Annotated in this window: 13 protein-coding genes, 1 tRNA gene and 2 pseudogenes; 10 read left to right on the top strand and 6 right to left on the bottom strand. The window is 61.7% G+C overall.

All coding sequences use genetic code 11. The features are described from left to right. Positions 1 to 666 precede the first annotated feature (666 nt). Together ACOVRJ_RS06285 and ACOVRJ_RS06280 are read left to right on the top strand one after the other, a co-directional pair. Positions 667 to 864, top strand: a complete 198-nt coding sequence (locus ACOVRJ_RS06285; protein WP_422043032.1) for a hypothetical protein — start codon at positions 667 to 669, stop codon at positions 862 to 864. Positions 865 to 984: 120 nt separating this feature from the next. Beyond that, a complete protein-coding gene (locus tag ACOVRJ_RS06280) occupies positions 985 to 1,437 on the top strand; it encodes a GNAT family N-acetyltransferase (RefSeq protein WP_422043031.1) in 453 nt (150 codons plus the stop codon). 43 nt (positions 1,438 to 1,480) lie between these two features. Here ACOVRJ_RS06280 and adhP read toward each other — a convergent pair whose 3' ends face one another. Beyond that, entirely contained in the window at positions 1,481 to 2,503 is a 1,023-nt protein-coding gene (gene adhP / locus ACOVRJ_RS06275) for an alcohol dehydrogenase AdhP (protein WP_422043066.1), read from the bottom strand. A 190-nt stretch (positions 2,504 to 2,693) separates the two neighbouring features. On the opposite strand from adhP, the gene ACOVRJ_RS06270 reads away from it, so the two are divergent. Further along, positions 2,694 to 3,107 (top strand): hypothetical protein, encoded by a 414-nt coding sequence (locus ACOVRJ_RS06270; protein ID WP_422043030.1) that lies wholly within the window; start codon positions 2,694 to 2,696, stop codon positions 3,105 to 3,107. Position 3,108: 1 nt separating this feature from the next. Here ACOVRJ_RS06270 and ACOVRJ_RS06265 read toward each other — a convergent pair whose 3' ends face one another. The 4 genes from ACOVRJ_RS06265 to ACOVRJ_RS06250 form a co-directional block, all read right to left on the bottom strand. Beyond that, positions 3,109 to 5,502: a TonB-dependent receptor plug domain-containing protein gene (locus ACOVRJ_RS06265; protein WP_422043029.1), complete on the bottom strand. Its 2,394-nt coding sequence runs from the start codon at positions 5,500 to 5,502 to the stop codon at positions 3,109 to 3,111. A 196-nt stretch (positions 5,503 to 5,698) separates the two neighbouring features. Continuing rightward, positions 5,699 to 6,040: a nuclear transport factor 2 family protein gene (locus ACOVRJ_RS06260; protein WP_422043028.1), complete on the bottom strand. Its 342-nt coding sequence runs from the start codon at positions 6,038 to 6,040 to the stop codon at positions 5,699 to 5,701. A gap of 85 nt (positions 6,041 to 6,125) precedes the next feature. Beyond that, the gene (gene rsgA / locus ACOVRJ_RS06255; RefSeq protein ID WP_422043027.1) at positions 6,126 to 7,265 is read right to left on the bottom strand and encodes a ribosome small subunit-dependent GTPase A; all 1,140 of its coding nucleotides are present in this window, start codon (positions 7,263 to 7,265) and stop codon (positions 6,126 to 6,128) included. Between the two features lie 748 nt (positions 7,266 to 8,013). Continuing rightward, positions 8,014 to 9,582: a S8 family serine peptidase gene (locus tag ACOVRJ_RS06250; protein ID WP_422043026.1), complete on the bottom strand. Its 1,569-nt coding sequence runs from the start codon at positions 9,580 to 9,582 to the stop codon at positions 8,014 to 8,016. 310 nt (positions 9,583 to 9,892) lie between these two features. Between ACOVRJ_RS06250 and epsA the strand changes: the two genes are divergently transcribed. The 6 genes and pseudogenes from epsA to ACOVRJ_RS06220 form a co-directional block, all read left to right on the top strand. Then, positions 9,893 to 10,852, top strand: a complete 960-nt coding sequence (gene epsA, locus ACOVRJ_RS06245) for an XrtB/PEP-CTERM-associated transcriptional regulator EpsA (protein WP_422043025.1) — start codon at positions 9,893 to 9,895, stop codon at positions 10,850 to 10,852. A gap of 302 nt (positions 10,853 to 11,154) precedes the next feature. Beyond that, positions 11,155 to 11,994, top strand: coding sequence for a PEP-CTERM sorting domain-containing protein (locus ACOVRJ_RS06240; protein WP_422043024.1), 840 nt, complete (start codon positions 11,155 to 11,157; stop codon positions 11,992 to 11,994). Positions 11,995 to 12,085: 91 nt separating this feature from the next. Continuing rightward, entirely contained in the window at positions 12,086 to 13,642 is a 1,557-nt protein-coding gene (locus ACOVRJ_RS06235; RefSeq protein WP_422043023.1) for a hypothetical protein, read from the top strand. 78 nt (positions 13,643 to 13,720) lie between these two features. Next, a complete protein-coding gene (locus ACOVRJ_RS06230; protein ID WP_422043022.1) occupies positions 13,721 to 14,827 on the top strand; it encodes a PEP-CTERM sorting domain-containing protein in 1,107 nt (368 codons plus the stop codon). A 199-nt stretch (positions 14,828 to 15,026) separates the two neighbouring features. Then, on the top strand, positions 15,027 to 16,730 hold the full coding sequence (locus tag ACOVRJ_RS06225) for a ShlB/FhaC/HecB family hemolysin secretion/activation protein (protein ID WP_422043021.1): 1,704 nt from the start codon (positions 15,027 to 15,029) through the stop codon (positions 16,728 to 16,730). A 21-nt stretch (positions 16,731 to 16,751) separates the two neighbouring features. Then, positions 16,752 to 17,345: pseudogene (locus tag ACOVRJ_RS06220) on the top strand (filamentous hemagglutinin N-terminal domain-containing protein); the annotation flags it as partial. 193 nt (positions 17,346 to 17,538) lie between these two features. Here the strand turns inward: ACOVRJ_RS06220 and ACOVRJ_RS06215 are convergent. After that, positions 17,539 to 17,642: transfer RNA gene (locus tag ACOVRJ_RS06215), tRNA-OTHER, on the bottom strand. 15 nt (positions 17,643 to 17,657) lie between these two features. Here ACOVRJ_RS06215 and ACOVRJ_RS06210 point away from each other — a divergent pair. Further along, positions 17,658 to 24,577, top strand: a pseudogene (locus tag ACOVRJ_RS06210) (hypothetical protein); the annotation flags it as partial.

Below are 24,577 nucleotides of genomic sequence, written 5' to 3'. Positions count from 1 at the left end.
TTCGCGATGCAAGCGCACGGTAGCACGGGGCGTTGCTGGGCGATTTGTGAGGGGCTGAGCAGCGCAGCGACTTGGGGCGCGCGCATAGCGCGCTTCCACCTCTAGCTTGGCTCCGCATGTTTGAACGGAACGAGCGCAGCGAGTGAAGTGAGTGAAGTGAGTTCGGAGCCGGCCCCAAGTTGCGAGCAGCGCAAGGCAGTCGGCCCTCCGGGGCCGACCCCCGCGCCATGAGCCCAGCGATGGCCTGGGTTGCCGTGCCTCACGCATAAAACTAACAGTCCACTCCGGGCACCTTGCGGTCGCTCACTCTTGGCGTTAGAAGGACCGTAACTCGCTGTGTTGGCAGGTTCACCGAGCAGGCTGCTTGCCGCAACTACCACCCTTGCGGCTACTGGAAGCAGAGGCTTTGCTACAAAGCTAGGGTGCTTGCGAGGATGTCTTGCAGTTCAAGCTCAAGAATCTGCAGTACGTCGCATTCGTGCAGCGCCTGCGCAGGGGGAGTCTTTACGATTGCCGACAGCCGCACGATCTGCGGGAATCAAACACAAGGTAGCGCCACCTCAAACAGTGCATATTCTTTGAGGTGCGTGGGCGTTGGGAGGCTGGCTGGCCTTGCTTTGCTTTTGCCTTGACCCGAGTTGTCTTGCTTTCATCGGAGCGTTTGAAATGAAGCTTCTCTTGTGGCTGGTCTTGCTGGTGCTTTGCTGGCCGCTGGCCTTGTTGGCCCTGCTTTTTTGGCCCTTGGTCTGGCTCTTGAGTCTGCCATTTCGGCTGATCGGCATTAGCGTGGAGGCGGTGTTTGCCTTGCTCAGAACGCTTTTGTTTTTGCCGGCCCGCTTGCTGGGCTATCGGGATCGGTCCTGACCTGAGCGAGTGACATCGGTTGGCTGCTGCTTGCTCAGTCTGCCTTCTGAAAAGACTGCCAGGCGGTTTCCGATCTTTCCATTTCACGCGCTGCTCGCCAAGCAGTTGGAATCCATCATCATGCATATCCGTCCCTACACCGCCAACGATTGGCAACGCGTTTGCGAAATTCACGACGCCGCACGAAGAGATGAATTGGCGGCCGCCGGGCTAGAGCCGGCCTATCTGACGCTCGCAGAAGTGGCGGAGGAGGAGGGCTTTCACGACTACGAGATTCGGGTGGCCGAACTTGACGGCCGGGTGCTGGGCTTTACGGCCTTCAGCCCCGAAGAGCTGGCTTGGCTGTACGTGGATCCGCACTGTTATGGCCGGGGCATTGGCTCGGCCTTGGTGCAGGCGGTGCTGCTTGAGACCGCCTCACCGATGACGGCCGAGGTGCTCCACGGCAACGCGGCGGCGCTGGCCACTTACAAGAAAGAAGGCTTTGTGGAACTCGGCCATGCGCATGGCTGCATGCCGGGAAATGAGAGCTTCGCGGTATCGGTGACCGAGTTGCGCCATCCCGGCGTTTGAAGGCTGCAGCCAGCCCTGCCAGCCCTGCAAGGCTGGCGAAGGTTCAGATCTTCATCACCACGCGGCCATCGATCTGGCCTAGTTTCATCTGATCGAAGATCTGGTTGATCGATTCCAACTTGTCATTGTGATAGTGGGTTCGGATCTTGCCGTCGGCGGCGAAGGCCAGGGCTTCTTCCAAATCTTTGCGGGTGCCAACGATGGAGCCGCGAATGGTTTTGGCGTTCAGCACCACATCAAAGATCGGCAGAGCAAAGTCGCCCGGAGGCAGCCCCACCAAAGACATGGTGCCGCGCTTGTGCAGCATGCCCACGCCTTGCTTGAAGGCGCTGTTGGAGACGGCGGTGACCAGCACGCCGTGGGCGCCGCGTACATGCTTTTGCACCTCGGCCACGGGGTCCTGAGTCATGGCATTGATGCAGACCTCGGCGCCCAGCTCGCGCGCCAGGGCCAGCTTGTCATCAGCAATGTCCACCGCGATCACGTGATAACCCATGGCTTGCGCGTACTGCACCGCCATATGGCCCAAACCCCCGATGCCTGAAATCGCCACCCAGTCGCCGGGCTTGCAGTCCAGGACTTTGAGCCCCTTGTAGACGGTGACGCCGGCGCACAGCAGCGGTGCCGCGGGATCGAAATCCAGGCTGTCGGGCAGGCGCCCCACATAGCCCGGATCGGCCAACACATATTCGGCATAGCCGCCGTTGACGGTGTAGCCGGTCATCTGCTGCTCGCCGCAGAGCGTTTCCCAGCCGGTGATGCAATGTTCGCAATGACCGCAGGCGGTGTGCAGCCAAGGTACACCCACCCGGTCGCCTTCTTTCACATGCTTGACGCCGCGCCCCACTGCAGCCACAAAGCCCACGCCTTCATGCCCTGGAATGAAGGGCAAGCTCGGCTTGACCGGCCAGTCGCCGTTGGCGGCATGCAAATCGGTATGGCAAACGCCGGAGGCCACCACTTTGACCAAGACTTGGCCGTCCGGCACGTCCGGCACATCCACTTCTTCGATCTGCAGCGGCGCGCCGAACTCATGGACGACAGCGGCCTTCATTTTCTGAACCATCATCAAGCCCTCCGGGTGTGCAAGCTGAACTGAACTCGGAGGCAGTATGTCGTTTGGCAGCAAGAATTCAATGCGCTAGATCAAAGGCCGGAGCGGCTGATGCGGCCAGCGGTCTTTTGTGCGGGGTGCTAAGGCAGCGCAAGCTCAAATCTCATCGTGACTGGCCTTGATCGCTTTAAAGTCCTGGACCATGCTCGCTAAAGCTTCAATCCTGATCTTGGCCTTTGTCGTGCTGCTCGCTCTATTGGCCGGTTTGCTGTCGGCGCTGCGCCAGCTTTTTTTCTTGCGGCGTTCTTGCGCCGTGCGCGGCACGGTCATTGGGGAATGGCGCTATCTCCGCTTTGGCCGAGTGATGCGCTATTACCGGGTTGAGTTTCAGCTCGCCAACGGCCAGCGTGCCGAGCTGCGCAGCCAAGTCACGAGTTCCAGTTCCGGCCCTAAGTTGGGCCAATGGGTGCCGGTGCTCATCTTCGAGCGGCCAGGCCAGGGGCCGCGGGCCAAGATCGGCACCTGGGCCGAACTGTGGTTCAGCTCGGCCCTCTTGCTCGCCACCGGCGGGCTCGGGGTCTTGTTCCTGATCTTTGCCGCAGCGCAGCCCGGCTGACTCAGATCTTGATCTCCAAGCGCAGCTGCCACTGGGTGTAGCTGGCACCGCTGCTGCTCTTGGTGATCAGGCTGTCGCTGGTGAGGGTCTGGCTGCCATTGCTGTAGTCCAGCGGCGCCAGATTGTTGGCGGACAAACGCAGCGACATATCGCGGTCGATATTCCACAGTGCGAAGGCATCCAGCACGATCTTGCGGCTGGTATTGGCCTCGGTTTCCAGGCTTTGCTGCACCGTGTTGGCCGGGGTCCAGTTGATGCTGCCGCCCAGTCTCAGCGGCAGGCTGCGCAGGCGGTAGTCGGCGCCCAGATTCGCGGTGGCGCTGGGCTGTTGATCCAGCTTGTTGTTGGGGCCAGGAATGCCGTCCACCGAAGACCGGAACAAGCTCAGATTGCTGCGCACTTGCACCGGCCAGGCTTCGTCAATGAACTCATCAAGCCGGAACTTGGCCTCCAACTCCACACCGTAGGTCTTGGCATTGCCGATGTTCTGCGGCCGCGTCACATAGCGCTGCGTGTTGGCCCAGCTGACGTTTTCCAGCCGGGTGTCATTGCGGATCAGATTGCTGATCTGGCGCACAAAGGCGCTCACACTCAGAATGCCGCCCTTGCTCAGGTAGTTCTCGTAGGCCAGGTCGATGCCGGTGGCCAGCTCGGGCAAGAGATTCGGGTTGCCGGCCCGGTCAGGGTGGTCAATGGTGTTGGCACCGCAGAGCTGGCCGTCGGGGCAGGGGTAAAAGCTATTGATCGAAGGTTGGGCGATCAAATCCTGCACATTCGGTGAGCGGTAGCTGCGCGTCAAGCTGGCGCGAATTTGGTCGCGGCTTTTCTCGTCAAGCTTCCAAACGCCATGCAAGAGCGGCGTCCAGACGTTGGAGCGGTTCTTCACTTCTTGAGCGCTGGACTGGCTGCGTGTGGCGATTGTCTCGCCGCGCAGGCCGGCGTAAAACGACCATTGCTTGCCCACACTCCATTCGTCTTGCACATAGGCTGCCAAGCGTTGGGTTCCGGCCGAGAGCAGATCGCCAAACTCCAGTTGGCCGCGGCAAGTGCTGCCGTTTTGCAGGCAGTCGCGGTTCTGCTCGCGCTGCGTGCCTTCGGCCTCCATGCCGGCCACCAGGCTGTGCTCGTTCTCCATCTGATTCGAGTACTTGCCGTTCAGGCTCCAACTGCGGTCGCGGCTGTCGCTACGGTCTTGTTGGGTTCGAATCGCTGCGCTACCCGGGGCGCCCAGGTACTCTTGCGTGAACGTATCGCTTTGCGCTTGTGCACGGCCCAGGCCTGCGCGAAGCTCGATGCGCTGGCTTTCGTCCAGCGTCTTGGTCCATTGGCTGTTCAATCGCATCATGTCGAAGCGACTGTTGCTTTGGGCGCTGGAGCGATCGAAGAAGTAACTGCCGTCGGTGGGTTGTGCGGGCGTGCGGCTGAAGGTCTGGGCGTTGTCACTGCTGCCGCGAGCGGCGTTTACAAAAGGCTGAAGATTGAAGTTCTCGCCTTCGCCTAACTTCCACTGCAAGCGGGCATTGAGGTTCAGGCCTTTGCGCGAGGCTTGGGTGCGGCCTTGGGTCAGCAGGCTGGATTCGGCCTGAGTGTTCAGATTGCGCGTCAGACTCCGGCTGTTCAGCTCGTCCAAGGTGTCGCCCTGCTGCGCATTGATGCTCAGGGTGTAGGCGCCGCCGTGTTCGTCCAGCTTGTCACTGCGGCTCCAGCTGGCATTCGGGCGCAGCTGGCTGCGCTCCGAAGAGACGCCCATTCGCACTTCGTTCAGGCGTTTGGCCAGTGCTTCTCGCAAGACCACATTGATGGTGCCCGCCACAGCGCGTGCGCCGAACTCGGCGGTGGGCGCTCGCATCACTTCGATGCGCTCGACCTGGTCGGGCGGTAATTGGTCGAGCGAGAAGCCCGGCGGCATCCGTTCGCCATTGACCAGAATCTGCGTGAAGCCACTGCCCATGCCGCGCATGCGCACCTCACCGCCGCGACCGGGGCGACCGCCGGTGGTCACGCCGGGCAGGCGCTTGAGCACTTCGCCGACGGTCGAGTCGCCAAAGCGCTCAATCTCCTCGCGGCCGATGACGATCTTGGAGGCGGTCGAGGCGCGTCGCGCGACCTCATCGCTGGCCTTGCCGCTGAGCTCCACCCGCTCCAGCTGAGCCGGCTGTTCATTGGCCTTGCTGACGCTGGCTGGCTTTGCTGGTGGCGGCAGTGTTCTCTTTGCTGCACTCGCCGCAGCACTGGGGGCTTGGGGCGCCTCGTTCGCAGCGACGCTTTCGACCTGGGCGTGGGCCAGGCTGGTCGCGAGCAAGGGAAGCAGGGCCGCGATGCAGCAGCTCAGTCGCTGGGCGCGTTTTTGATTGCGACGGGTTCGCGAGGGGCGGGAGAGGTCAAGTTCAAGCATGAGAGTGGAATCGATTCGGCGTAAGGGCTGACTGAGCCTGCGGCGGCGAAACTCTCTATGCCTTTGTTTTTTGGGTTGACGATGATGATGAGGGCTTGCCCTGGTGCAAAGCATCGCATGCCCAAGCTGAATTTTCTGCCAAGCCCACCCAGGTTTTAACTTCTTTACCCGCCTTGCTGCTCGGGGGCTGCGGGATTCAATCGGGGGAGAGGAAGTGAACCTCGGCAATCAGCCCGTTACGGCAACGGTAGATCGCCGCCACCTGTTGCGGCTGGTCGCCACCGCGTCCGTGCACCAACTCATGGTCGATCACGGTATTGCCCATCACGATGCGTTGGGCGATTTCGGCCTGCACCTGGGGCTGGGCAAAAGGGCCGTTGCGGTAGCTTTCGCGAAAAGCCTCGCGGCCTTGCAAGCTCGGCGGCTCGCCCGGCTTGCGCCAGACGCGCACGTCTTCGCTGTAGCAGGCCACAAAAGCCTCGAGATCCTTGGCGTTATAGGCCAGCAACTGGGCCTGGGCGAGTTCGGCAGGGCTCATCGTTTGTAGCTTGATGGATGTTGGATGCGGCGCAGTGTCGCATGCAGGCATGTCGTTTCACTGCGCCGCTCGCAAGGCCCTGGTGTCAGTCGCGTTTGGACTTGATCACGGCGCGGCTGGCCCGCGCAATCGTCTTCCATTTGGCCAATGCTTCTTGGCGATCCAGATGTGTCATCTGCTCCCGGCTGGCCTCGCGCTGCAGCTTGTGAAAGCTCTTCAGCCGCTGCGCATTCAGTCCAGCTTGCACCGCGCAACCGGGCTCGCCCTGGTGGGCGCAGTTGCGAAAGCGGCAGGCCTGAGCCAGGCTTTGCACATCGTCAAAAGCGCGCAGCACGGCGGCTTCGTCAGCGTCCAGTTGCAAGCTGCGCAGGCCCGGCGTGTCGATGATGCAGGCGCCGCCCACACTGCGCTGCAAGCTGCGCGCGGTGGTGGTGTGGCGGCCGCGGCTGTCGTCCAGGCGCACGCCGCCCACTTGCTGTTGCGCTGTCTGGCTGAGCGTGTTGCTCAAGGTCGACTTGCCCGCGCCACTGGAGCCCAGCATCACCAAGGTCTGCCCCAGGCCCAGCCAAGGCAGCAGGGCCTGGCGGCTGCTTGGTGCGGTACCGTCGATCGCCAGCACCTCCAACACCGCACCGGGCGAGCCGGCCAGATGCGCGCGCACTTGCGCGATGCGCGTCGCTACCTCGGGGCATTGATCCGCCTTGGTCAAGACAACCAAGGCCGGCACGCCGGCAGAGTGGGTCAGCACCAAATAGCGGTCCAGCCGGGCCAGCTTGAAGTCGTGATCCAAACCCATCACCAAGAGGGCCAGGTCCACATTGCTGACCAAGGCCTGGCGTCGGCCCTCGGGGTCGCGTCGGTTCAAAGCGTTGAGCGGTGCAGCACGGGCATGGACCCAGACTTCGCCCAGCGCATTGCGGCGCGCCAAGACCCAGTCCCCCACGGCCAGGCTCTCGCCTTGGCTTGCCAGGGTTTGGATCAAAGCGGGCAGCACCCGCGCATTGAAGGCCTCGTCTGACTTGCAGCTTTGCAGGCCCAGTCGGTCGCGATGCAGCTCGGTCACACGCCAGAGCTGCGCGTCATCGCTCCAGTCGAGCTGGCTCAGGGCTGGCCACAGGGCGATGGGGTTCAAGCCCAAGCTGCGAAAGGGCTGCAGGGATTCAATCCCTGTGTCGGTGTTGAAGTGAGTGTTGGTGATATGGGTGATGCTTGTGTTGCTATTCAACATGGTGATGAAAAGACGGTCATACGTTTCCAACACGCCGCAGCCTTGAAGAAGGCGCAGGCGTGAGAGGCCGGCAGCGCGGGTGGGCGCTGTCGGGGCTGCTGAGGAAAGTCTTGCGTCGGCCGCAGGTCTGGCTGGGACCGCGGTGCTGCTCAATCAGGCGAGCAGGCTTATCTATCAGCTGAAGTGAAGTTCAGTTCAGTATCCGCTCAAGCTTGGCGTCAGGTTGGATCCAAGCGAAGAGGGCACTTCAGCGGCAAGCGCCCATCTGCAGGAGCAGGGCCGACGCATTGGGGGCAATACCAGTTGCATGCATGGTGTGCTCCTTTTCAGAGGGTGGGTGGTTTCAGATGCCGGTGTGGCATCGAATGGAGGGCGCAGTGTGCCTAGCGAGGCAAAGCTCTGTCAACACCGATCGCGCAGTGCGGCTTGCGCGCCACAGGATGCAGCTGATTGAATCAAGCGCTTTGGCAGAGCGCCTTGCGCCAAAACCGGCGCCACAAAAGCAAAGGGCCACCCCCTTGCGGTTTGTGGCCCTGTTGACTTCCGGACACCATGATTGGCGACGGTATTCTCGGCACTGGTGACGGGTTCCAGAACTCTGCCCAATCTGCAGCCGGTTGTTGTTGCCTCGAATGACCGCTATTGTGCAGCCGGTTTGTGACGCTGTTTTGACGAAAAGCAAAGTGAAAGCAGTGCAAACTCACTTTGTAGCTGCAGCGCCGCCAAACACGCCGCTGCATCAAGGCTAACGCTGGATCACATGGACCTTTTTCGGGCGCCGCAGCACCGCCACCGCCAAGCCCAGTCCCGCCACCCACCAGGGTGAGGCCGCGCCTCCGCCACCACCGCCACCTGTGGAGGGTTCGGGCGTGGGTGTCGGAGTGGGCGTGGGGGTAGGTGTTGGTGTTGGTGTTGGTGTCGGAGTTGGTGCAGGATCGACGGGTGCTGGTTTCGTGCCTTGCTTGATACCGCAGCTGTCCAGGGCCTCGCTGCTCAGGCTCACGCTGCTGCGTGTCGGTGCCTTGTAGCTGCTTGGGGCTGCTGCAAACTTCAACGCCTCCTCGGCGTCAAGCAGTCCGGCGCCGCAGGTGCTGGTGGTGCAGGTGCAGCGGCTCTTGTTGTTGGCATCGCACTGGCCCAAAGCGGCGGCTGCCACGTGCGGGCGAGCACTTTCGCGCAGACCCGCTTCCACTTGCGCAAGGCTCAGGCTGGGGTTGAGCGCCCACATCAAGGACGCTACACCCGCGACCTGCGGTGCCGCGAAGCTGGTGCCGGTGCCCCAGGCGTAATCCTCGGCCGTGCTGGAGGGCGTCTTGCCCGGCCCGCTGGTCGTGAAGATGCCGGAGTCCGGAACGCCGCTGACGTCATCGCAGGTGCGTTTGTAGTCGGCATCGCCGCCGGTTGCGGCCAGGGCCACTTGGCTGCCGAGATTGGCGTAGATGGACTTGAAGCCCTGGCGATTCACCGCGGTGACGGCCATCACGCCCGCGCAGTTGGCCGGTCGACCGACCGAGCTGCGCAGATTGCCTGCCGAAGCCACGATCAGCACGCCTCGGGCGCGCAGGTCGGCAATGGTCTCCACATACAACTTGGCCGCCTTGGCTATATCTGGGTTGGCGTCGTTCACATCGCAAGAGGCGGCGCTGGCGAATCCGAGCACCAGTATCTTGGCAGGGTTGTTGTTCAGCGGGACTCCGCTTACGGGCAAACCCGCTGCCCAGCGCATGCCGTCAACCATGTCCTGCACAGCCGCGCCGCATTTGCCAGAAACCCGAACCGGCAGGATGCGGGCGTTCCAGTTGATCCCGGCCACGCCCTTGCTGTTGTTGCTGACGGCGCCGATTTGGCCTGCCACCATGGTGCCGTGCCAGCTGTTCTCGGCTTGCACGGGGCAGCCGTCCCACAGGGCCAGATTGCTGTCCTTCTCGGCTTGAGTCAGCGCGTCGCCCGTGTCCGTCGGGTCGTTGTTGCGGCCTGCGCCGCCGTTGTTGGCGTACTCCGGCTTGCTGATGAAGTTGTAGCCGGGCAGTACGAGGTTGGCGCGCAGATCAGGGTGATCGCGCATCCCGGAGTCCAAAACCGCAATAACCGGAGCAGCGCCCGAAACCGGCGCGCCCTTGCTGATGTCCCATGCTTTAGGAAAGTTGGCCACGCCTGCATTGGCGCTGGTGTCGACGGGGCCTAGCCACCATTGATCGCTTGCATAGCGCGAATCGTTTGGTGTGGCTGCGAGCGCGGGCCAAAGTGCGCCAATGCTGAGGCCGGCGATCAAGCCGAGTTGCAGGAGGGGACGGATACGGAGGGTGATCTTCATGGGGGGCAGGCTATCGCCGCCGCATGAATCCCTAGTGACATGGTGGCGCTTCATCTCCTCAGTGTTGCAAACAGTCCCTTGTGATGCAGCGAATGAGCCGTTTGGCTCATGGTTGGGTTGAACTTTCAACGGCCAGTCATATGGCCCACCTAAGCTCCCGTCGCCGAAGCCTGGGCCTGCAGTTACTGTCATGCCTGTGCGTCGAATCGGGGTGTGCTTGGCGCGCGCCTTTGTTTTGATTGATGGCGCCCAGTGGTGCTGCGGGCTCCCTCTTGGGAGCTAATGAAGATTTGAATAAACTGGAACTCTTATGCAACGAGCATTGCCTGAACAAGACAAGCCCGCGCAAACCTCAGCTCAGCCACTGACCCCTTGGGTCAGTGTTGAGGCGGAACCGGGTGCTTCAATGCAGCGCCCAGGCCTTGCCGACACGGCGGGACACTTGAGGCCCGAACTGCAAGGGCCGATCAGCGCAGATCAGATTGAATCGATCGTCAGGGTGGCCGAATCGGCCATGGACGTGCGGCGGCGCTACCAGTTTTTTGTATGGACTCGTAGCAATTTGCAGGCTCTGTTGCCGCATCAGCTGGCCGTTTGTGGGGCCTATGCGCGTGCCAATCGTGATTTGCTGTTCGAGGCTTTCAACAGCGTGGCGCTGCCGGGCGATCTGTTGGAAGCCTTGGTGGATGCCAGGGCGGCCTTGATGCAGCAGCTCCAAGGGCGTTGGATCGATCAGCGCTGCAAGGCAATGATCATTCCTGTAGACAGTTTGCTGGGTGATGTCGTGGCGCCGATACGCGCCTACCTGCAGGCCGCAGGCTACAAGGAGTTGCTGGTGCACGGCGTCTCGCGGCCGCAGCGCCCCAGTGAGCTAGAGAGCTTCTTCATCTTCGCGGATTCAAACGCCAGCTTTGTCCCGCAACAGCGCATGTTGTTGGATCTGTTGATGCCGCACCTGCATGCCACATGGTTGCGAGTGCAGGCCACCGAGCGGGAGGTGAGCGAATCGCCGATGCGCATGCAGAGCAGTTCCAAGCTGGTCCACGGTGTCACCGAGCGCGAGCGCGAGATCCTGACCTGGGTGCGCGAAGGCAAGAGCAACCAACAGATTGGCGAGCAACTCGGCATCAGTGCGCTCACCGTCAAGAACCATGTGCAGAAGATTCTTCGCAAACTCGGGGCTGCCAACCGGGCGCAGGCTGTGGCGCGGGCCATGACCATGAATCTGTTGGGCCGCGGCTCCATGCAAGGTGGCGACGCTGGCGCCTGATTCGGTGGCCTGCGCGTGATCCGAGTGGACTATGAAACCCGAGCTCCAGACTGGGACATATTTCACGCAAGGCTGGCAACATTCTGTTTGAGGTGAGCAGGTGCTCGCCCGAGCTCTTTCCCCGATTACCAAGCCCACCTGGCTTGGTTCCGCCCGACAGTGGCCGCCGCAAGGTTTGAACTTGACGCATCGTTCAAACGCTTCGCCAGTGGTTGCTCTTTAGGCGTCGTCCGGTACCCGATTTTTGTTTCGGGTTCCTGGCCCTGTCCTCTCGAGTTATTCAACCCATTGGAGTTTTCAACATGATGATCAAGAAGATTGCTGCTGCGGCAGCTTTGGTGGTGCTGGCTGCACCTTCGTTCGCAAAGATTCTCGGTAACACCGCTGGTGAAGCTGGCGAGTTGTTCCTGTCGGTCTATGACTCGACGGCCAAGGTGTCCTACACATTGGATCTGGGCGTCACCGTGGATGCCTTTAGGTTGGCGGCCGACGGCGTCGAAGCTGGCTACTCCCAGACTTGGTCCTTGGCTGGTGATGCCAACTGGACCAGCTTTGCTGCGCAAGCGGATCTGTCGAAGTCCAAGTGGATGATCGCTTCTGTACAGAAGTCAGCAAGTGCTGCGACTTCGAAGGGTGGCCAGGTCATCATGACGACGGTGCGTGCTGGCGATGAAGCCAAAGTTGCGTCGGTCAAGAACAACCAACTGACCAACTTCGTGGGCCAGTTCAGCAACTTTTACAACGCCATCAATACGACCGGCACTCATGGTACGCAAGCCAATGGATCCAGCGTGAACCTGGATTCCGACAGCGGTGCAGCCTATGTGGGCGACGGCACCACCGGTGGCTTGAGCAGCAGCTACAACACCAACTTCGCTTTTAATGGCGCTTCGGTGCTGGGTGCCTCTGCCAAGTTCAACTACTTGACGCGTTCCGCAAAAACCGAAGGCCCAATTTTCATCGATGGCTTCGAAAATTCTGCGAACTCCGGCTTGTTCACGTTTGCTACATCCGGCGCGACACCCGCTTTGACCTACAACCTGGAAGCCGTTGCAGCGATTCCTGAGCCAAGCACCTACGCTTTGTTTGCTGCCGGCCTGCTGGCTGTTGGATTCGTCGCCCGTCGTCGCTCGCAAGGTTGAACTGTCGGAATTTCGACTGACTGACTCGCTTTCACATTGACTCGCACCCAACTGCTGTCGGGTGCGAGCTCTCCAGCTAAATAGGATCATCATGAAATTTCATTCCATCGCCCTGGCTGCCGCCGCTTGCGCCGCAGCCCCTGCCTTCGCAGCTCCTGCCGTCAACGTGGATGCTCCTTCCACCGTCCGCCTGTACACCTCGGGTGCAACGGCTTTGCGCGCTGCCATTGCCGGCGTCATCTTGAAGGATGTTTGCGGCGGTACGGCGACCAACGCCTCAACCACGCTGTACAACGTGGTTGAGTCTGGCACTTCGTTCAAATTCAATGGCAACTTCTGGGCCATTACCTGCAAGGTTGACGCCGTCGGTGGCGCCAAGATTGGCCTGCCTGCCAACACCAATATCGCATTCTTCAACAGTGGCGCCGGTGGTTCCGCCCAAGGCGTGTTCCCGGTCTACTTCGAAGACCAACGCCCGTTTGTGGAAACCAGCAACCTGGCAAATTGCAAAGGCGCTACCGCCTCTGATCCGGCCTTTGCCAATGTGACCGATCGCGCCTACTTCGGCTGCCCCAGCACACGCTCGGCAGTGCCTAACCTCGGCATCTCTGACGTCGAGCCCAAGTTGTTCAAGGGCATCAACGTGCCTAAGGACCCGCTGGATGCTGATGACGATGTCTATCCTGCTGACGGCTTGAGCGATGGTCAGCTCGCTGAGTTGACCGTGATGCCTGTGATCCAAACCGTGTTTGCGCTGGCTGTGAACGCCAATCTGTACAACGATATGTTCGCCAAGCAAGGTTTGGCGACCAAGTACTCGACCGCAGGCGTGCTGTGCACCACGGCATCGACCGATGAGTCATGCACACCTTCCGTCGGTTTGGCCGAAGCACGTTCGATCTTCGCCGGCACCGAGACCAACTGGCGTCTGCTGAGCAACAACGCAGCACTGGTGGGCAGTCAGGTTAATGTTTGCCGTCGCGTTGACGGCTCCGGCACCCAGGCCGCCGCCAACCTGCAATTGTTTGGCTTCCCTTGCAATGCAAACTCGGGTTCCCCAGCTGACTACAGCTTTGCGGACTCGGCTGCAGCCGAGGCGATGTCGGCATCCAAGGCCACGACGGTTTCGGGCAAGTCGATTGCGAACTATCTGATTGACAACATGGGTGGCAACGCCGGCAACGGCCCAATGCCTACCGGAACGACCTTCGTGTTTGAAGGTCCGGGTACTGGTGACGTGACTGCCTGCCTGACGGCAGCCAACAAGGCCGGTGGTTATGCCGTGGGCCATGTGTCGAAGGAGAACCCGGCGACCGCGACCTGGAAGCATGTGCGCTTGGAAGGTGCAGTAGCTGACGGTGCGTTTGCCAAGCAAGGCCGTTACGACTACCTCGTTGAGTCGACCATTCAGTACAAGACTGCCGCTTCGCGGACCGCCGAGCAGCAAGCCTTCATCGACGGCTTCACGGCTCAGATCGCCAAGCCCGATGCTCTGGCCAAGCTGAGCAGCAACAACCAAGCCGGTGTCCTGGCCTTGCCAGGTAGCTACGCCGGTGATTTTGGTGTCGGTTCCGTCAACGAGATCAAGTTTGGCTCGCGCGTGACACGTAACGGCAACAGCTGCAACCCGCTGGCCGCAGTGAAGTAAAGATAGCTGCCCAAGGGTAGTCGCTTTACATAGGGAAGGGGGGTTTCGACTCCCCTTCTTGCAATTCCAGGTGGTCTTATGAACATGATGAACATCCTCTCGCGCTCCGATATTTCTTCGTCGTCTACTTACAAGACTCGCTTTCGACACCTTGCCCTGCTTGTAGTGATGGGCTTTTTGCCCCCGCTGGTCAGTGCTGCGATTGCGCCTGGAGGTAGTCAAACCGTGGGGGGCGCATTTGAGAAGTTCAACGGAAATGGTGAACTCTTCTTTGTCGCTTTTGACAATGCCGCCAAGGTTTCGTACACATTGGACCTGGGCTTGGATCTGAATAGCTTTTTCATCAGTGGGCAGCAAGAGATTGGCGTGCAGTCGTTTTTTGCCGTTGACGACGAGCGGTGGACTCAATTTCTTGGCCTGGCGAATAGCGCCAGTATTCGGTGGTCCGTGTTGGGGCTTGACTCGACCGGCGGAATCTCCGTCGGCGGTGTGCGCCTGTTCATGACGGTGCAGCAAGGGGATGAAGCGAAGATCAAGACACTGCGGAATGATCTGTTCACTACAGGGACAAGCCCCACACAAATGGGGACCTTCTTCGATAAGGTAAACAACACCGGTACCCATGGCACGACAGGTGTTGCGCTGGATTTTTTTGCCAATGGCAGTAGTGTCAACTTGGACTCTGAATCAGGCAATGCCTATTACGGAAACAATGGCGTTGGACTGACTCCAAAGTTGAACGGCAACGCTACGTTTGATATGTCAAACGCAGTCAATAGTTCTTCCTGGTTTTATTACGTCAGCCGGTCCAGCACCAATCAGAGTGCGACCGTGTCGGTCGACGAGTTCGACAACCTGGCCTACGACGGCTACTGGGGCTTCACCAAAGTTGACGCCTCGGTGAACTCTCCCTACGCGGGCAAGTACCTGCTCAGCTACACCATGCAAGCCTCGGGTGTGACCGCCAAGACGGCTGCGGGTTTGCAGCGCATCAGTTTCACCGATTACACGGCCGGCTTTGCTGCGCGTCGTTTCGAGTTGCCGCTCGATGAGTTTGCGGGTTATGTGCCGCAATCCTTGGTGGTGGCTGCGGTCACGGCGGTGCCGGAGCCCGGGACTTGGGTCTTGATGGGCTTGGGCCTGGCTGGCTTGGCGTATCGGGGGCGGCGCCGCGCTGCGGCCTGAGGGTTCTCAGCTGTTGGATGAGGATTTGCGCATGACTCATTCTTGCGCCTGCTTGGCCTGAGCCACTTCATCTGCCCCGCAAACCCACCTATCTAGGTGGGTTTGTCCTTTTCTTGTCACCGGATTGTGTGGCGGCTAGTCCAAACGGATCAGCCTTCTTCATCGCCGATTCACTGCGGCTTTCGATACTGACTGCATCATGAAATCGCTCGCGTTTCCGACGTCAGCGAGGCTTGCCCTCGCACTCAATTTATTTGCTTGCGGGCCTCTGGGCTTGCTGAGCCTGGCGCCGTTGACGGCGCAGGCTCAGCCCGCTGCTGAGGCCAATCGGCCCGCCGAATCGGCCGAGCCGCGTTTCCCCATTCTCGAGTTCGAGGTGGAGGGGAACACGGTGCTGTCGGCCTTGGCGATCGAGAAAGTGCTGCTGCCCTTCATGGGTGAGAGCCGGCAAATGGCGGATGTCGAGGGTGCGCGCGCCGCTCTGGAAAAGCGTTATCAAGAGGCCGGCTACTTGACCGTCTTCGTCGATGTGCCGGAACAGCGCGTGGACGAAGGATTGATTCTGTTGCGGGTGACCGAGGGTCGCGTTGAGCTCTTGCGCGTCACCGGCTCGCGTTATTACGACCAGGGCATGATCCGCGAGCGGGTGGCTCAACTGGCCCCCGGCACCGTGCCCGACTTCAATGAGGTGCAGCGCCAGCTGGCCTCGCTCAGCCGCGCCGAGCGGCAGGTGCAGCCCGTGCTGCGTCCCGGCTTGGTTCCGGGTACGGTGGAAGCCGAGTTGAAGGTGAGCGATCAGCTGCCCATGTCTGCCACCTTCGAGCTCAACAATCGGCATGCGGCGAACACGGAGCCCTGGCGTGCGTCACTGAACCTCCGTTATGACAATCTGTGGCAACGCGATCATGGCTTGTCGCTTAGCTACATCACTGCGCCCAAGGCTCCTGAGCAGTCCAAGGTTCTGGTCGCCAATTACACCGCGCCCCTCTCGGCCAGCGACACCTTGCTGTTGAGTGTGGTCCTGTCAGACAGCTTGGTTGAGCCCCTGGGAGCCGGCAAGGTGATCGGCAAGGGCAGTACCTGGGGCGCGCGCTGGCTGCGCTCTGTGGGCCGCGCTGATGAATTGCACAGCTTCAGCTTGGGTGCTGATTACAAGAACGTCAAGGAAGACCAGGCCAGCCTGTCCACGCCTTTGAAGTACCTGCCGTTTCAGTTGGGCTACACGGGCAACTGGTTCGGTAACCGTTCGCAGATCACGCTGAACACCTCCCTGGTGTTTGCGGTGCGCAGCTTGCTTCAGCGGGATATCGATTGCTTGGGCAATTCAGGCAAGGTCGACCAGTTCCAGTGCAAGCGCGATGGTGCCGATGGAGGTTTCGCATACTGGCGCGGCGAGTTGCGTGACAACCGGCCCTTGGCCGCTTGGGTGGGCAGTGAGGCATCTCTGGGCAGCCTGAGCAGTCGTGTGGGCTGGCAGTTGGCCACTCAACCCTTGGTGTCCGGTGAGCAATTCAGCATTGGCGGGGCCGACACGGTGCGGGGCTTTTTGGAGGCCGAGGCTTCCGGCGACAGCGCCTTGCTTGCGTCCTTGGAGTGGCGCAGCGCGAACCTGCTGAACCTTGCTTCGCCCGCATCGGGCAGCGACCGTGATGCCGGAACTCGCCTTGGTTTTTGGCGCGAACTGAGCCTGTTGGCTTTCCTGGATGCGGCACGAGTTCAAACCTTGCAGCCCTTGCCAGAGCAAAGCAGTGCCACTCGCTTGCTGGGCACGGGCTTGGGCCTGCGTTTGCGCACGGCACCGAACCTGAGTACCGAGTTTGACCTCGCGTGGCCCTTGAAGTCGACCGCGTTCAGCCGCAAGGGTGAGCCGCGCGTCCATGTGCGTCTTTCGGCACAGATCTAAGTTCAACCGACCCTATCTGCCATGTCATCCGTTCGCCGCACCGCTTCGACGTCCGCTGGTTCACAGTTTGTGGGGCACGCATCTGAAATGAGTTCACCCGTCCGACTGAAGGTCTCGCCACCGCTCGTGACGCCGCTGATGATGGCCTTGGTGGCCATTTGGCCCTTGCAGTCGCTCGCACAGGCCGGTTTGCGTGTGTCGGCGCCGGCCGCCAATGCGGTACCTGTGCCTACCGTCAATTTGGCCGGATGGCGCACCAGCGGCACGGGGGCAGCGGCTCCGCAGAACAGTGTCAATGCCCGCGGGGGTATCAATCAGGTCATTGAACAAAGCAGCGCACGGGCCATCTATCAGTGGCAGAGCTTCAATATTGGCGCGAACAGTCAGGTTGAGTATCGGATGCCCAGTGCGGGAAGTGCCGCGCTGAACCGGGTCGACAAGGGCAGTGCGCCCAGTGCCATCTTTGGCAGTTTGATATCCACCGTCCCTAATCCTCAGTATGTACGGGGTGGGACCCAGCCTGAACGCATCACCGGGGGTGATGTTTTCGTGCTGAATGGCAATGGCATTCTGTTTGGGCCGAATGCGCAGGTCAATGTGGGTGCGTTGATCGCATCGACCTTGAATGTGGACAACGCGGACTTCCTGAGTGGACTGACTCAGTCCATCTACTCCAGCAACCCCAGCTTCCGGCGTGATGCTGAAGTTTTGGGCGTGCCCGATCTGGGCAAGGGCTTTGTGGAGGTGGCCAAGGGCGCTTCGATCACCACCCCCAATGGCGGGCGGGTGTTCCTGTTTGCTGAAGAAGTGGTGCAGGCGGGGCGAATCGAAACGCCCGGTGGCCAAACCGCATTGGCCGCCGGTGAGCAGGTCTACCTGCAGTCGCCCACGGTCGAGAAGATCTACGCCTCCGAAATCAATGCCAAGGTGCCGGCGGTTCGGGGCTTGTTGGTCGAGGTCGGGACGGGTCGTGGCTCGGTGGAGCAACTGGGCGAGATCGTCACCCAACGTGGCAACACGACGCTGGTGGGGATGGCGGTCAATCAGCGCGGCCGCATCAGTGCGAGCACCAGCGTCAGCGAGAACGGTTCGGTCTTCCTGCTGGCTCGAGGGGAAACCGTGGCCCTTTCGGGTGCGGACATTACCAAGCGCGCCAGCACAGGCGGAACGCTGACCTTGGGTGCGGGCAGCAGCATCGAAGTCCTGGCGGATGCGGGCAAACAAACCTCAACCGGTGACACTTTCAATGCTTCTCGCATTGAGATGAGCGGGCGAAGCATTGATCTGCAGGGCCGCAACGCGGACGGTAGCGGTGCCCAGATCAAGGCACCGGGTGCGCAGGTGCGTCTGCGAGCCGAGAAGACGCCGGACTACGAGGTGCAGGCGGGCAGCGCGGCCATGAGCGCGCCACTTCTGGATGCAAGTCGACGGGCTTTCGATCCGCAAGCTCGCATCGTAATTGGAGACGGTGCGGCACTTGACGTGGCGGGCACCACGGATACGGTGGTGTCGGCAGCGCGAAACTTTGTGACCAGCGAACTCTTGGGCGGCAATGATCTGAAGGATTCGCCGCTGCAGAAGGATGGCCCGCTGTATCGAGCCAAGGTGACCTTCGATATTCGCAGTGAAGCGCCCATCCTGGGCGACATCAGCAGCTACCGCGCCGGTATTGCGAAAGACGCGAACGAACGCATGTCGACCGGCGGTGTGGTCGCTTTGGAATCCACCGGTTTGGTGGCTGCCCATCAGGGTTCCAAGGTTTCAATGGCAGGGGGGCAGGTTAGCTACACCGAAGCGACGGTCAAGCCGAGTTTGTTGACCGCGGCGGATGGCAGCCAGACCTCGCTGAATGAGGCCAAGGCGGATGTTCGGTATGTGGGCATCAGCAATGCCAGCTTAGGCCTCTTCAATCGCTGGGGCCGGGTGAAAGGATACAGCGCGAGCGCGCAGGGTTCGACCGCTGCCGGCTATGTCGAGGGTCGCGCTGCGGGCACGCTGCGCGTGCTCGCGCAGCAAAGCATCCTGGATGGCGCGCTGTTGGCCGGCACCACGGTAGGTTCGCGTCAGGTGGCGGGGCAAGATGCCTTGGCCCGCGGCGGTCAGTTCCAACTCGGCAGCACCAATGCGCAAGGCACAGGGGTGGACAGCCGTATCGTGTTGAGTGCCGCCCTGTCCGCCTTGGATGCCAGCTATTGGGCCAATCCGGTCTTGGGTGCGACGCTGGGGGCTGCTACAGGCAGCTCAAGCGTTGGCAGTGAGATACCTGCGGTGCGTAATGGCTGGACACAGCTGCGCACGGGCAGCTTGCAACAAGCGGGCTTCAGCAGCATTGTCTTGGCCAGTGATAGTGGCATTGAGACCGAGTCGGGGGCGACGCTGAATCTTGCGGATCGCAGCGCGCTGACGCTGTACACCCGTGGCAGCGAGGGTGTTCAACTCGGCGCCGACTTGCGTATCGCAGGCGGCAGCTTGCAGGTCCAAACGGTTGAGAACGTTCAAAGTTCAAGTTTGCCCGGGGACATCGTCGTGCGCGAGGGTGTGCGGCTTGACACCAGCGGTCGGCTGCTGAATCAAGAACGCGACGGCGTCGATGCACAGCGCAGCGCCCAAGGCGGCAGCGTCGCGCTGCGATCCGGGGCTGGCCTGGTGTTGGCTCGTGCTTCACAAGTGGATGTGAGCAGCGGCGCCACACTGCGCCCCAATGGCTCGGTGCAGGGGGGCAATGCGGGTTCGATCGCATTGAGCAGCAGCCTGATCAACGGGCAGGCCCAGAGCTTTGAGCTGGGTGGTCAGTTGCTCGGTTATGGCGTGGAGCGGGGGGGCGCACTCACCCTGCGCGCGGCCGATGTGGTGATTGGCGGGACGCCGGTGGCGGGCCCTGGACGGCTCAATCTTGGAGTCGAGTTCTTCTCGCAAGGGGGCTTCGAGCGTTTCGATGTGGACGGTCAGCTGTCGCTGGATGTGCTGGCCGGCAGCGTGATCGCGCCCCAGTTGCAGAACCGGCTGGCCAGCGTGGCTTTGCGCAATGTGGCCGAGGGCACGCGTCTCGCTGATGTGGCGCCCTTGGTGAAGAACGACCTGTCTTTGCGTCGCCCGGTGAACTTGACCTTGCAGTCGAGCGGTCAATCGACCATCTCGGACAGCGGCAGGCTCGGTGTCGCGGCCGGAGCCTCGATTGAGCTGGATCCGGCTGCTCAGTTGGTGTTGCGGGCCGGTCGGAGCTTGCAGCTCGACGGCGCTCTTCGCACCGCCGGCGGCAACATCACCCTGGAGCAATTGTCGGTCGCCGGAGGCACAGGCCCGGATGATGTGTTGCGTATTGGTTCAGCAGCCCGCATCGATGTGTCCGGCCGCGCGGTGATGAGCCAGAGCAACGATGGCTTGCAGCGTGGTCGTGTGCTGGATGGGGGGCGTGTGAGCCTCAGCGCGCCGACGATTGATTGGCGTGAGGGCGCCACGATCCAGGCGAATGGCAGCCAAGCTTTGCTGGCTGGCGGTAGCAGCGGTCCGGCCTTTCCCGAGGGCCTGCAGACCGTGGCCAGCTCGGCGGGCCAGCTCAGTATCAGCATCGAGGCGGCTGGGACGCAGGACAGCCGCTTGGCGGGCAGCTTTGATGCTAAGGCGGGGGCTGCCCATGTGGCGGCCGGACGTCTTGCAGTGGCCGTTCGCAAGACGGATACCTCGTCAGGCATTGCGCCTCACAGGCTGTTGTTGCAAGGCGGAGCGCTGACTCCGCAAGCTCGATTGCCGGGCTTCAAGACGGTGGCCATGGGAAGCGACCTATTCGGTGCCGCCAACAGCCTGGCTGATCTGAGCCTGACCAGCCTCGACCGGATTGAGTTTGTCGGTTCCCAGAGTCTGGAGGCGGGTCGTCGCCTGAGTCTGGATTCCCCCTTGTTGCAGCTGGCATCGGGCGCTTTGGTCGATCTGCGCGGGCCATCCGTCATGCTTGGCAACACGGGCCTCGCATCCAGCACCGCGCTGACGAAGGGAAGCGGCGTTTTGACGGTGCAGTCTGGCCCGCGCCAGGCTGGCGCTGCTTCGCTCGGTACCAGTCTTGATGTGCTGGGGCAGGTTCAGATCGGTGGTGCGGCCCAAGTCAATTTGAGCAGCCAAGGTGATCTTCGTTTGCATGGCGTTTTGTCTGCCAAGAAGCAGCCTGAAGGCGGCTTGATCAGCAATGCGGATTTGAGCCTCAGCGGCGCGCAAATCTATGCGAGCTCGGCGACCCAATTCACTGTCGACGCTGGGGCGAACCGCTTGACGGTGTCCCGCGCACCGAATGCCAATGGCCTGCCAACGGCGCCGCTTTCTGCGGGCAGCTTCTTGACATTGAAGGCTCAGGATATTGTCCAAGATGGGGTGTTGCGTGCTCCCTTGGGCCGCATTCAGCTTGCTGCTGAGCGCAGCTTGACCTTGAGCCCCGACAGCGTCACTTCGGTATCGGGCGCTGGGCTGCTGGTTCCCTTTGGCAGTACCTTGGGTGGAAGTGATTGGTACTACGCCTCGCAGGCGAATCCGCTGACCGCCTTGCCGGCCAAGCAAATTGATCTGAGCGCAGCTTCGATTGATTTGTCCAGCCGAGAGGGGAAAAAGGCGAGCTTGGACCTGTCCGGCGGCGGCGCTTTGCAGGCGCATGAGTTTGTGGCCGGGCCAGGTGGCTCTAAGGATGTGTTCGCAGGGGCTGCAAATGGCGCTTTCGCCATCTTGCCCAGCTCAGACAGTGCTGCGCAGCTGGCACCTTTGGATCGGCACATCTCCGGCGAGTTGGATACAAGCGGGGCAGCTGCGGAGATCTCCGCAGGGCGTCAGCTGATCCTGGCGAACGACTTGCAGCTCGGCGCTGTGCGTCTGAAGGCCGGGCGGTATGCCGTGCTGCCGGCGCGTTACGCGACTTTGCCTGGCAGTTTTCTGGTGAGTCCGTCCAGCTCTGCTGGCGTTGTCGCCAAGACAACTGTCGTGGAGCAGGCCAATGGTGCGGTGTTGGCCGCCGCGACCTTGGCGACTGCGGGCACCGACTTGGTCGATGCACGCCCCAGTGGCTTCGTGTTCACGCCGAGCGCCCTGGCCCGCAAGTCATCCGAGATTCGCCAATCTCAGGCCGACAGCTATTTTGGCGAGCGCTCGGCCCGCGCTGGCGTTTCGGCACCTGCCAAGGCAGTGGACGCCGGCCATCTCAGTTTGAATGCCAAGAGCATGAGTCTGCAGGGTGATCTGCGCTTCGCGCATGCAGCCCAGGCCGGCGCAGGCTCCTTGAGCATTGCTTCGGCCAATATCGTGGTGGCCGATTCGACTGCATCACCGACCGATGCTCTGGTCTTGTCGGCCAAGGAATTGAGTGCTCTGGGTGTGGGGCGACTGCTGCTTGGTGGCGTCCGTAGCGTCGACGCCCAGGGCAAGGCCTGGGTTCAGACGAGTGCGAACACGGTGCGTCTTGAAGCGGGCAGTGCCTTGAGCGGTGAGGACATTGTTCTCTCAGCGCTCAATGCTGTTGAGATGGCGGCGGGTTCCGAATTGCGCGGTCGTGCGGTGAGTGGCGCTGCTTCGCAGGCCTTGGAGACCTTGCGCGTCAGTGGCGATGGTGCCTCGGTGCGTGTCTCCTCCAGCGATTCGACCTTGGAACGCAGTGCCGTTCCTTCGGGTTCAAAGGCACAGCTGATCATTGGCGCGTCCAGTGTCCTGGATGCGGGTGCCAAGGGCAGCGTGAGTGTGGAGTCGGCCTCGCGGATGCAGCTCGATGATGCCGCAGAGCTGAAGGCCGGCAGCTTGGCCGTGGGTGCCGGGCAGGTGTTGATTGGCAGTTCGAGCGCCGCAAACGACAGCAATGCGCTTCAGCTTGGCGCCGCGCTGAGCAAAGGTTTGGGCAATGCCAACAGTCTGAGCTTGCGCAGCTATAGCGACATCCTGTTTGAAAACGGGGCCTCGCTGGGCGGAGCTCAGCTGCAGTCCTTGGTCTTGGATGCGGGCGTCTTGCGCACGGCCGGCTCGGCCAGTGCCAGTGCACAGCGCCTGACGCTCTTGAACAGCAGTGCATTCAAACCTACCGAAGCGTCCAGCAGCGGCTCCGCGCAATTGGATCTGCAAGCACTCGGCGGCGACCTCTTGATCGGGTCCGGGGCTAAGTTCATCCAAGGAGCTGCGCAAGCCAATCTGAGCGCACGCGGCGACGTGGTGTTAATGGGCGAGGGGACGCTGAACAGCTCTGGCGGACTGTTACTGAAGTCGAGTCGATTGGTGGGCCAGCAGTCGGCCAAGCAAGCGATTTCGGCGAGCGGAGCATTGGCGATCGAGGGCCAGTCTCCAGTGCAAGCCGGGGCCCTGCCAGGGACTGGAGCTACCTTGACTCTCAGTGCCGCTGACTTGCGGCAAGCCGGCCAGATTGATCTGCCCTCGGGTCAAATCAATCTGCAGGCGCGAAATGCGCTGGAGTTCGCGAGTGGCTCCTTGACTTCCGTGCGAGGCAGCATCCGGCAGTTTGACGGGCAGACCGTGACGACGCCAGGAGGCCGTCTCGAGGCTCGCAGTGAGTTGGGCAAGATTAGCATTGCCGAGGGCGCGGAGTTGAACGTTTCGTCCTTGAAGACGACCGAACTCAAGGATCAAGCTGCAGGCGGCACGCTCTTGTTGAGTGCTGCGAAGGGTGAGTTGGACCTGCGTGGCCGCCTGCTGGGTGCGGGTGCCCCAGAGGCGGGTGCAAGCTTGAAGCTGAACAGCCGCCAAGCCGTCGATTTGAGCCGCCTGGCTGCGCAACTGGAACCGGGGCACTTCAATCAGCTGATTTCGGTGCGCAACCGAGAGGGCAATCAGACCCTGGCGGCCGGGACCGTGCTGCGCTCCGCAGCGATCGAGCTGTCTGCTGACAGCGGAAGTTTGGACATTCAGGGAGAGTTGCAGGCGCAAGCTGCACGGGGCGCGGTTGTCAGTCTGGCAAGCGGTGGTGACTTGACTGTGCGTCCGGGGGCCCAGATCGTTGCACGCAGTACCGCTGCGAAAGCCGAGGGTGGCGAGTTGCGCTTGATGTCAGACTCCGGAGTCATCCGTTTGCAAAAGGGTGCGCAGCTGAGTGCGCCAGGCGGCAAGGACGGGCGTGATGGCTTGGTCATGTTGCGCGCCGCGCGTACCGGTGTGAGCAATGCGACGCCAGGCGGCAATGGTGTGGCGGTTGATCCCTTGAACGCCACTTTCAGTGATGTTCGGCAGATTCAAGTCGAGGCGGTTCGTTTGTATGACGGGGTGGAGCTGATTCACGTCAGTGGCACCTTGCCGCCGACAATGGCCCCCACGCTTGCGCCCACCACGACGCCTACTGCTCGACCGACGGCCGGACCGACGGCTGGGCCTACTGCAGCGCCAACGGGTCAACCGACGACATCGCCAACCGCAGGCCCAACGGCAGGACCAACGGCAGGACCAACGGCAAAGCCGACCGCTGCGCCTACCGTGCCTTCGCCGGGCAATGGCATGACGACCCCCGGCGTGAAGCCGCCGGCGCCCCCGACCGGAGGCATTGCAACACCGAGCGCAGCGCCAACGACAAGTCCAACGCTTGCCCCGACCTTGACGCCAACGTCAAGCCCGACGATCGCGCCAACCGTCGCACCAACCGTTGCACCAACGACTGCGCCGACGGTAGCTCCGACCGCAGCGCCAACGGCTGCGCCAACCGCTGGCCCAACGGCCGCGCCAACCGCTGGACCAACCGCAGCGCCAACGGCTGAACCGACCGCAGCGCCAACCGCGGCACCAACGGCAGCACCAACCGCAGCGCCAACGGCTGCACCAACCGCAGCGCCAACGCCATCACCTACGGCGTCACCCGGCAACGGTGCAACCACGCCCGGCGTTAC

It is taken from the genome of Roseateles sp. (assembly GCF_049240545.1).
GTDB lineage: Bacteria > Pseudomonadota > Gammaproteobacteria > Burkholderiales > Burkholderiaceae_C > Paucibacter_A.
The sequence above is the reverse complement of the archived record's forward strand: the minus strand, read 5'-3'. Positions and strand labels throughout refer to the sequence as shown.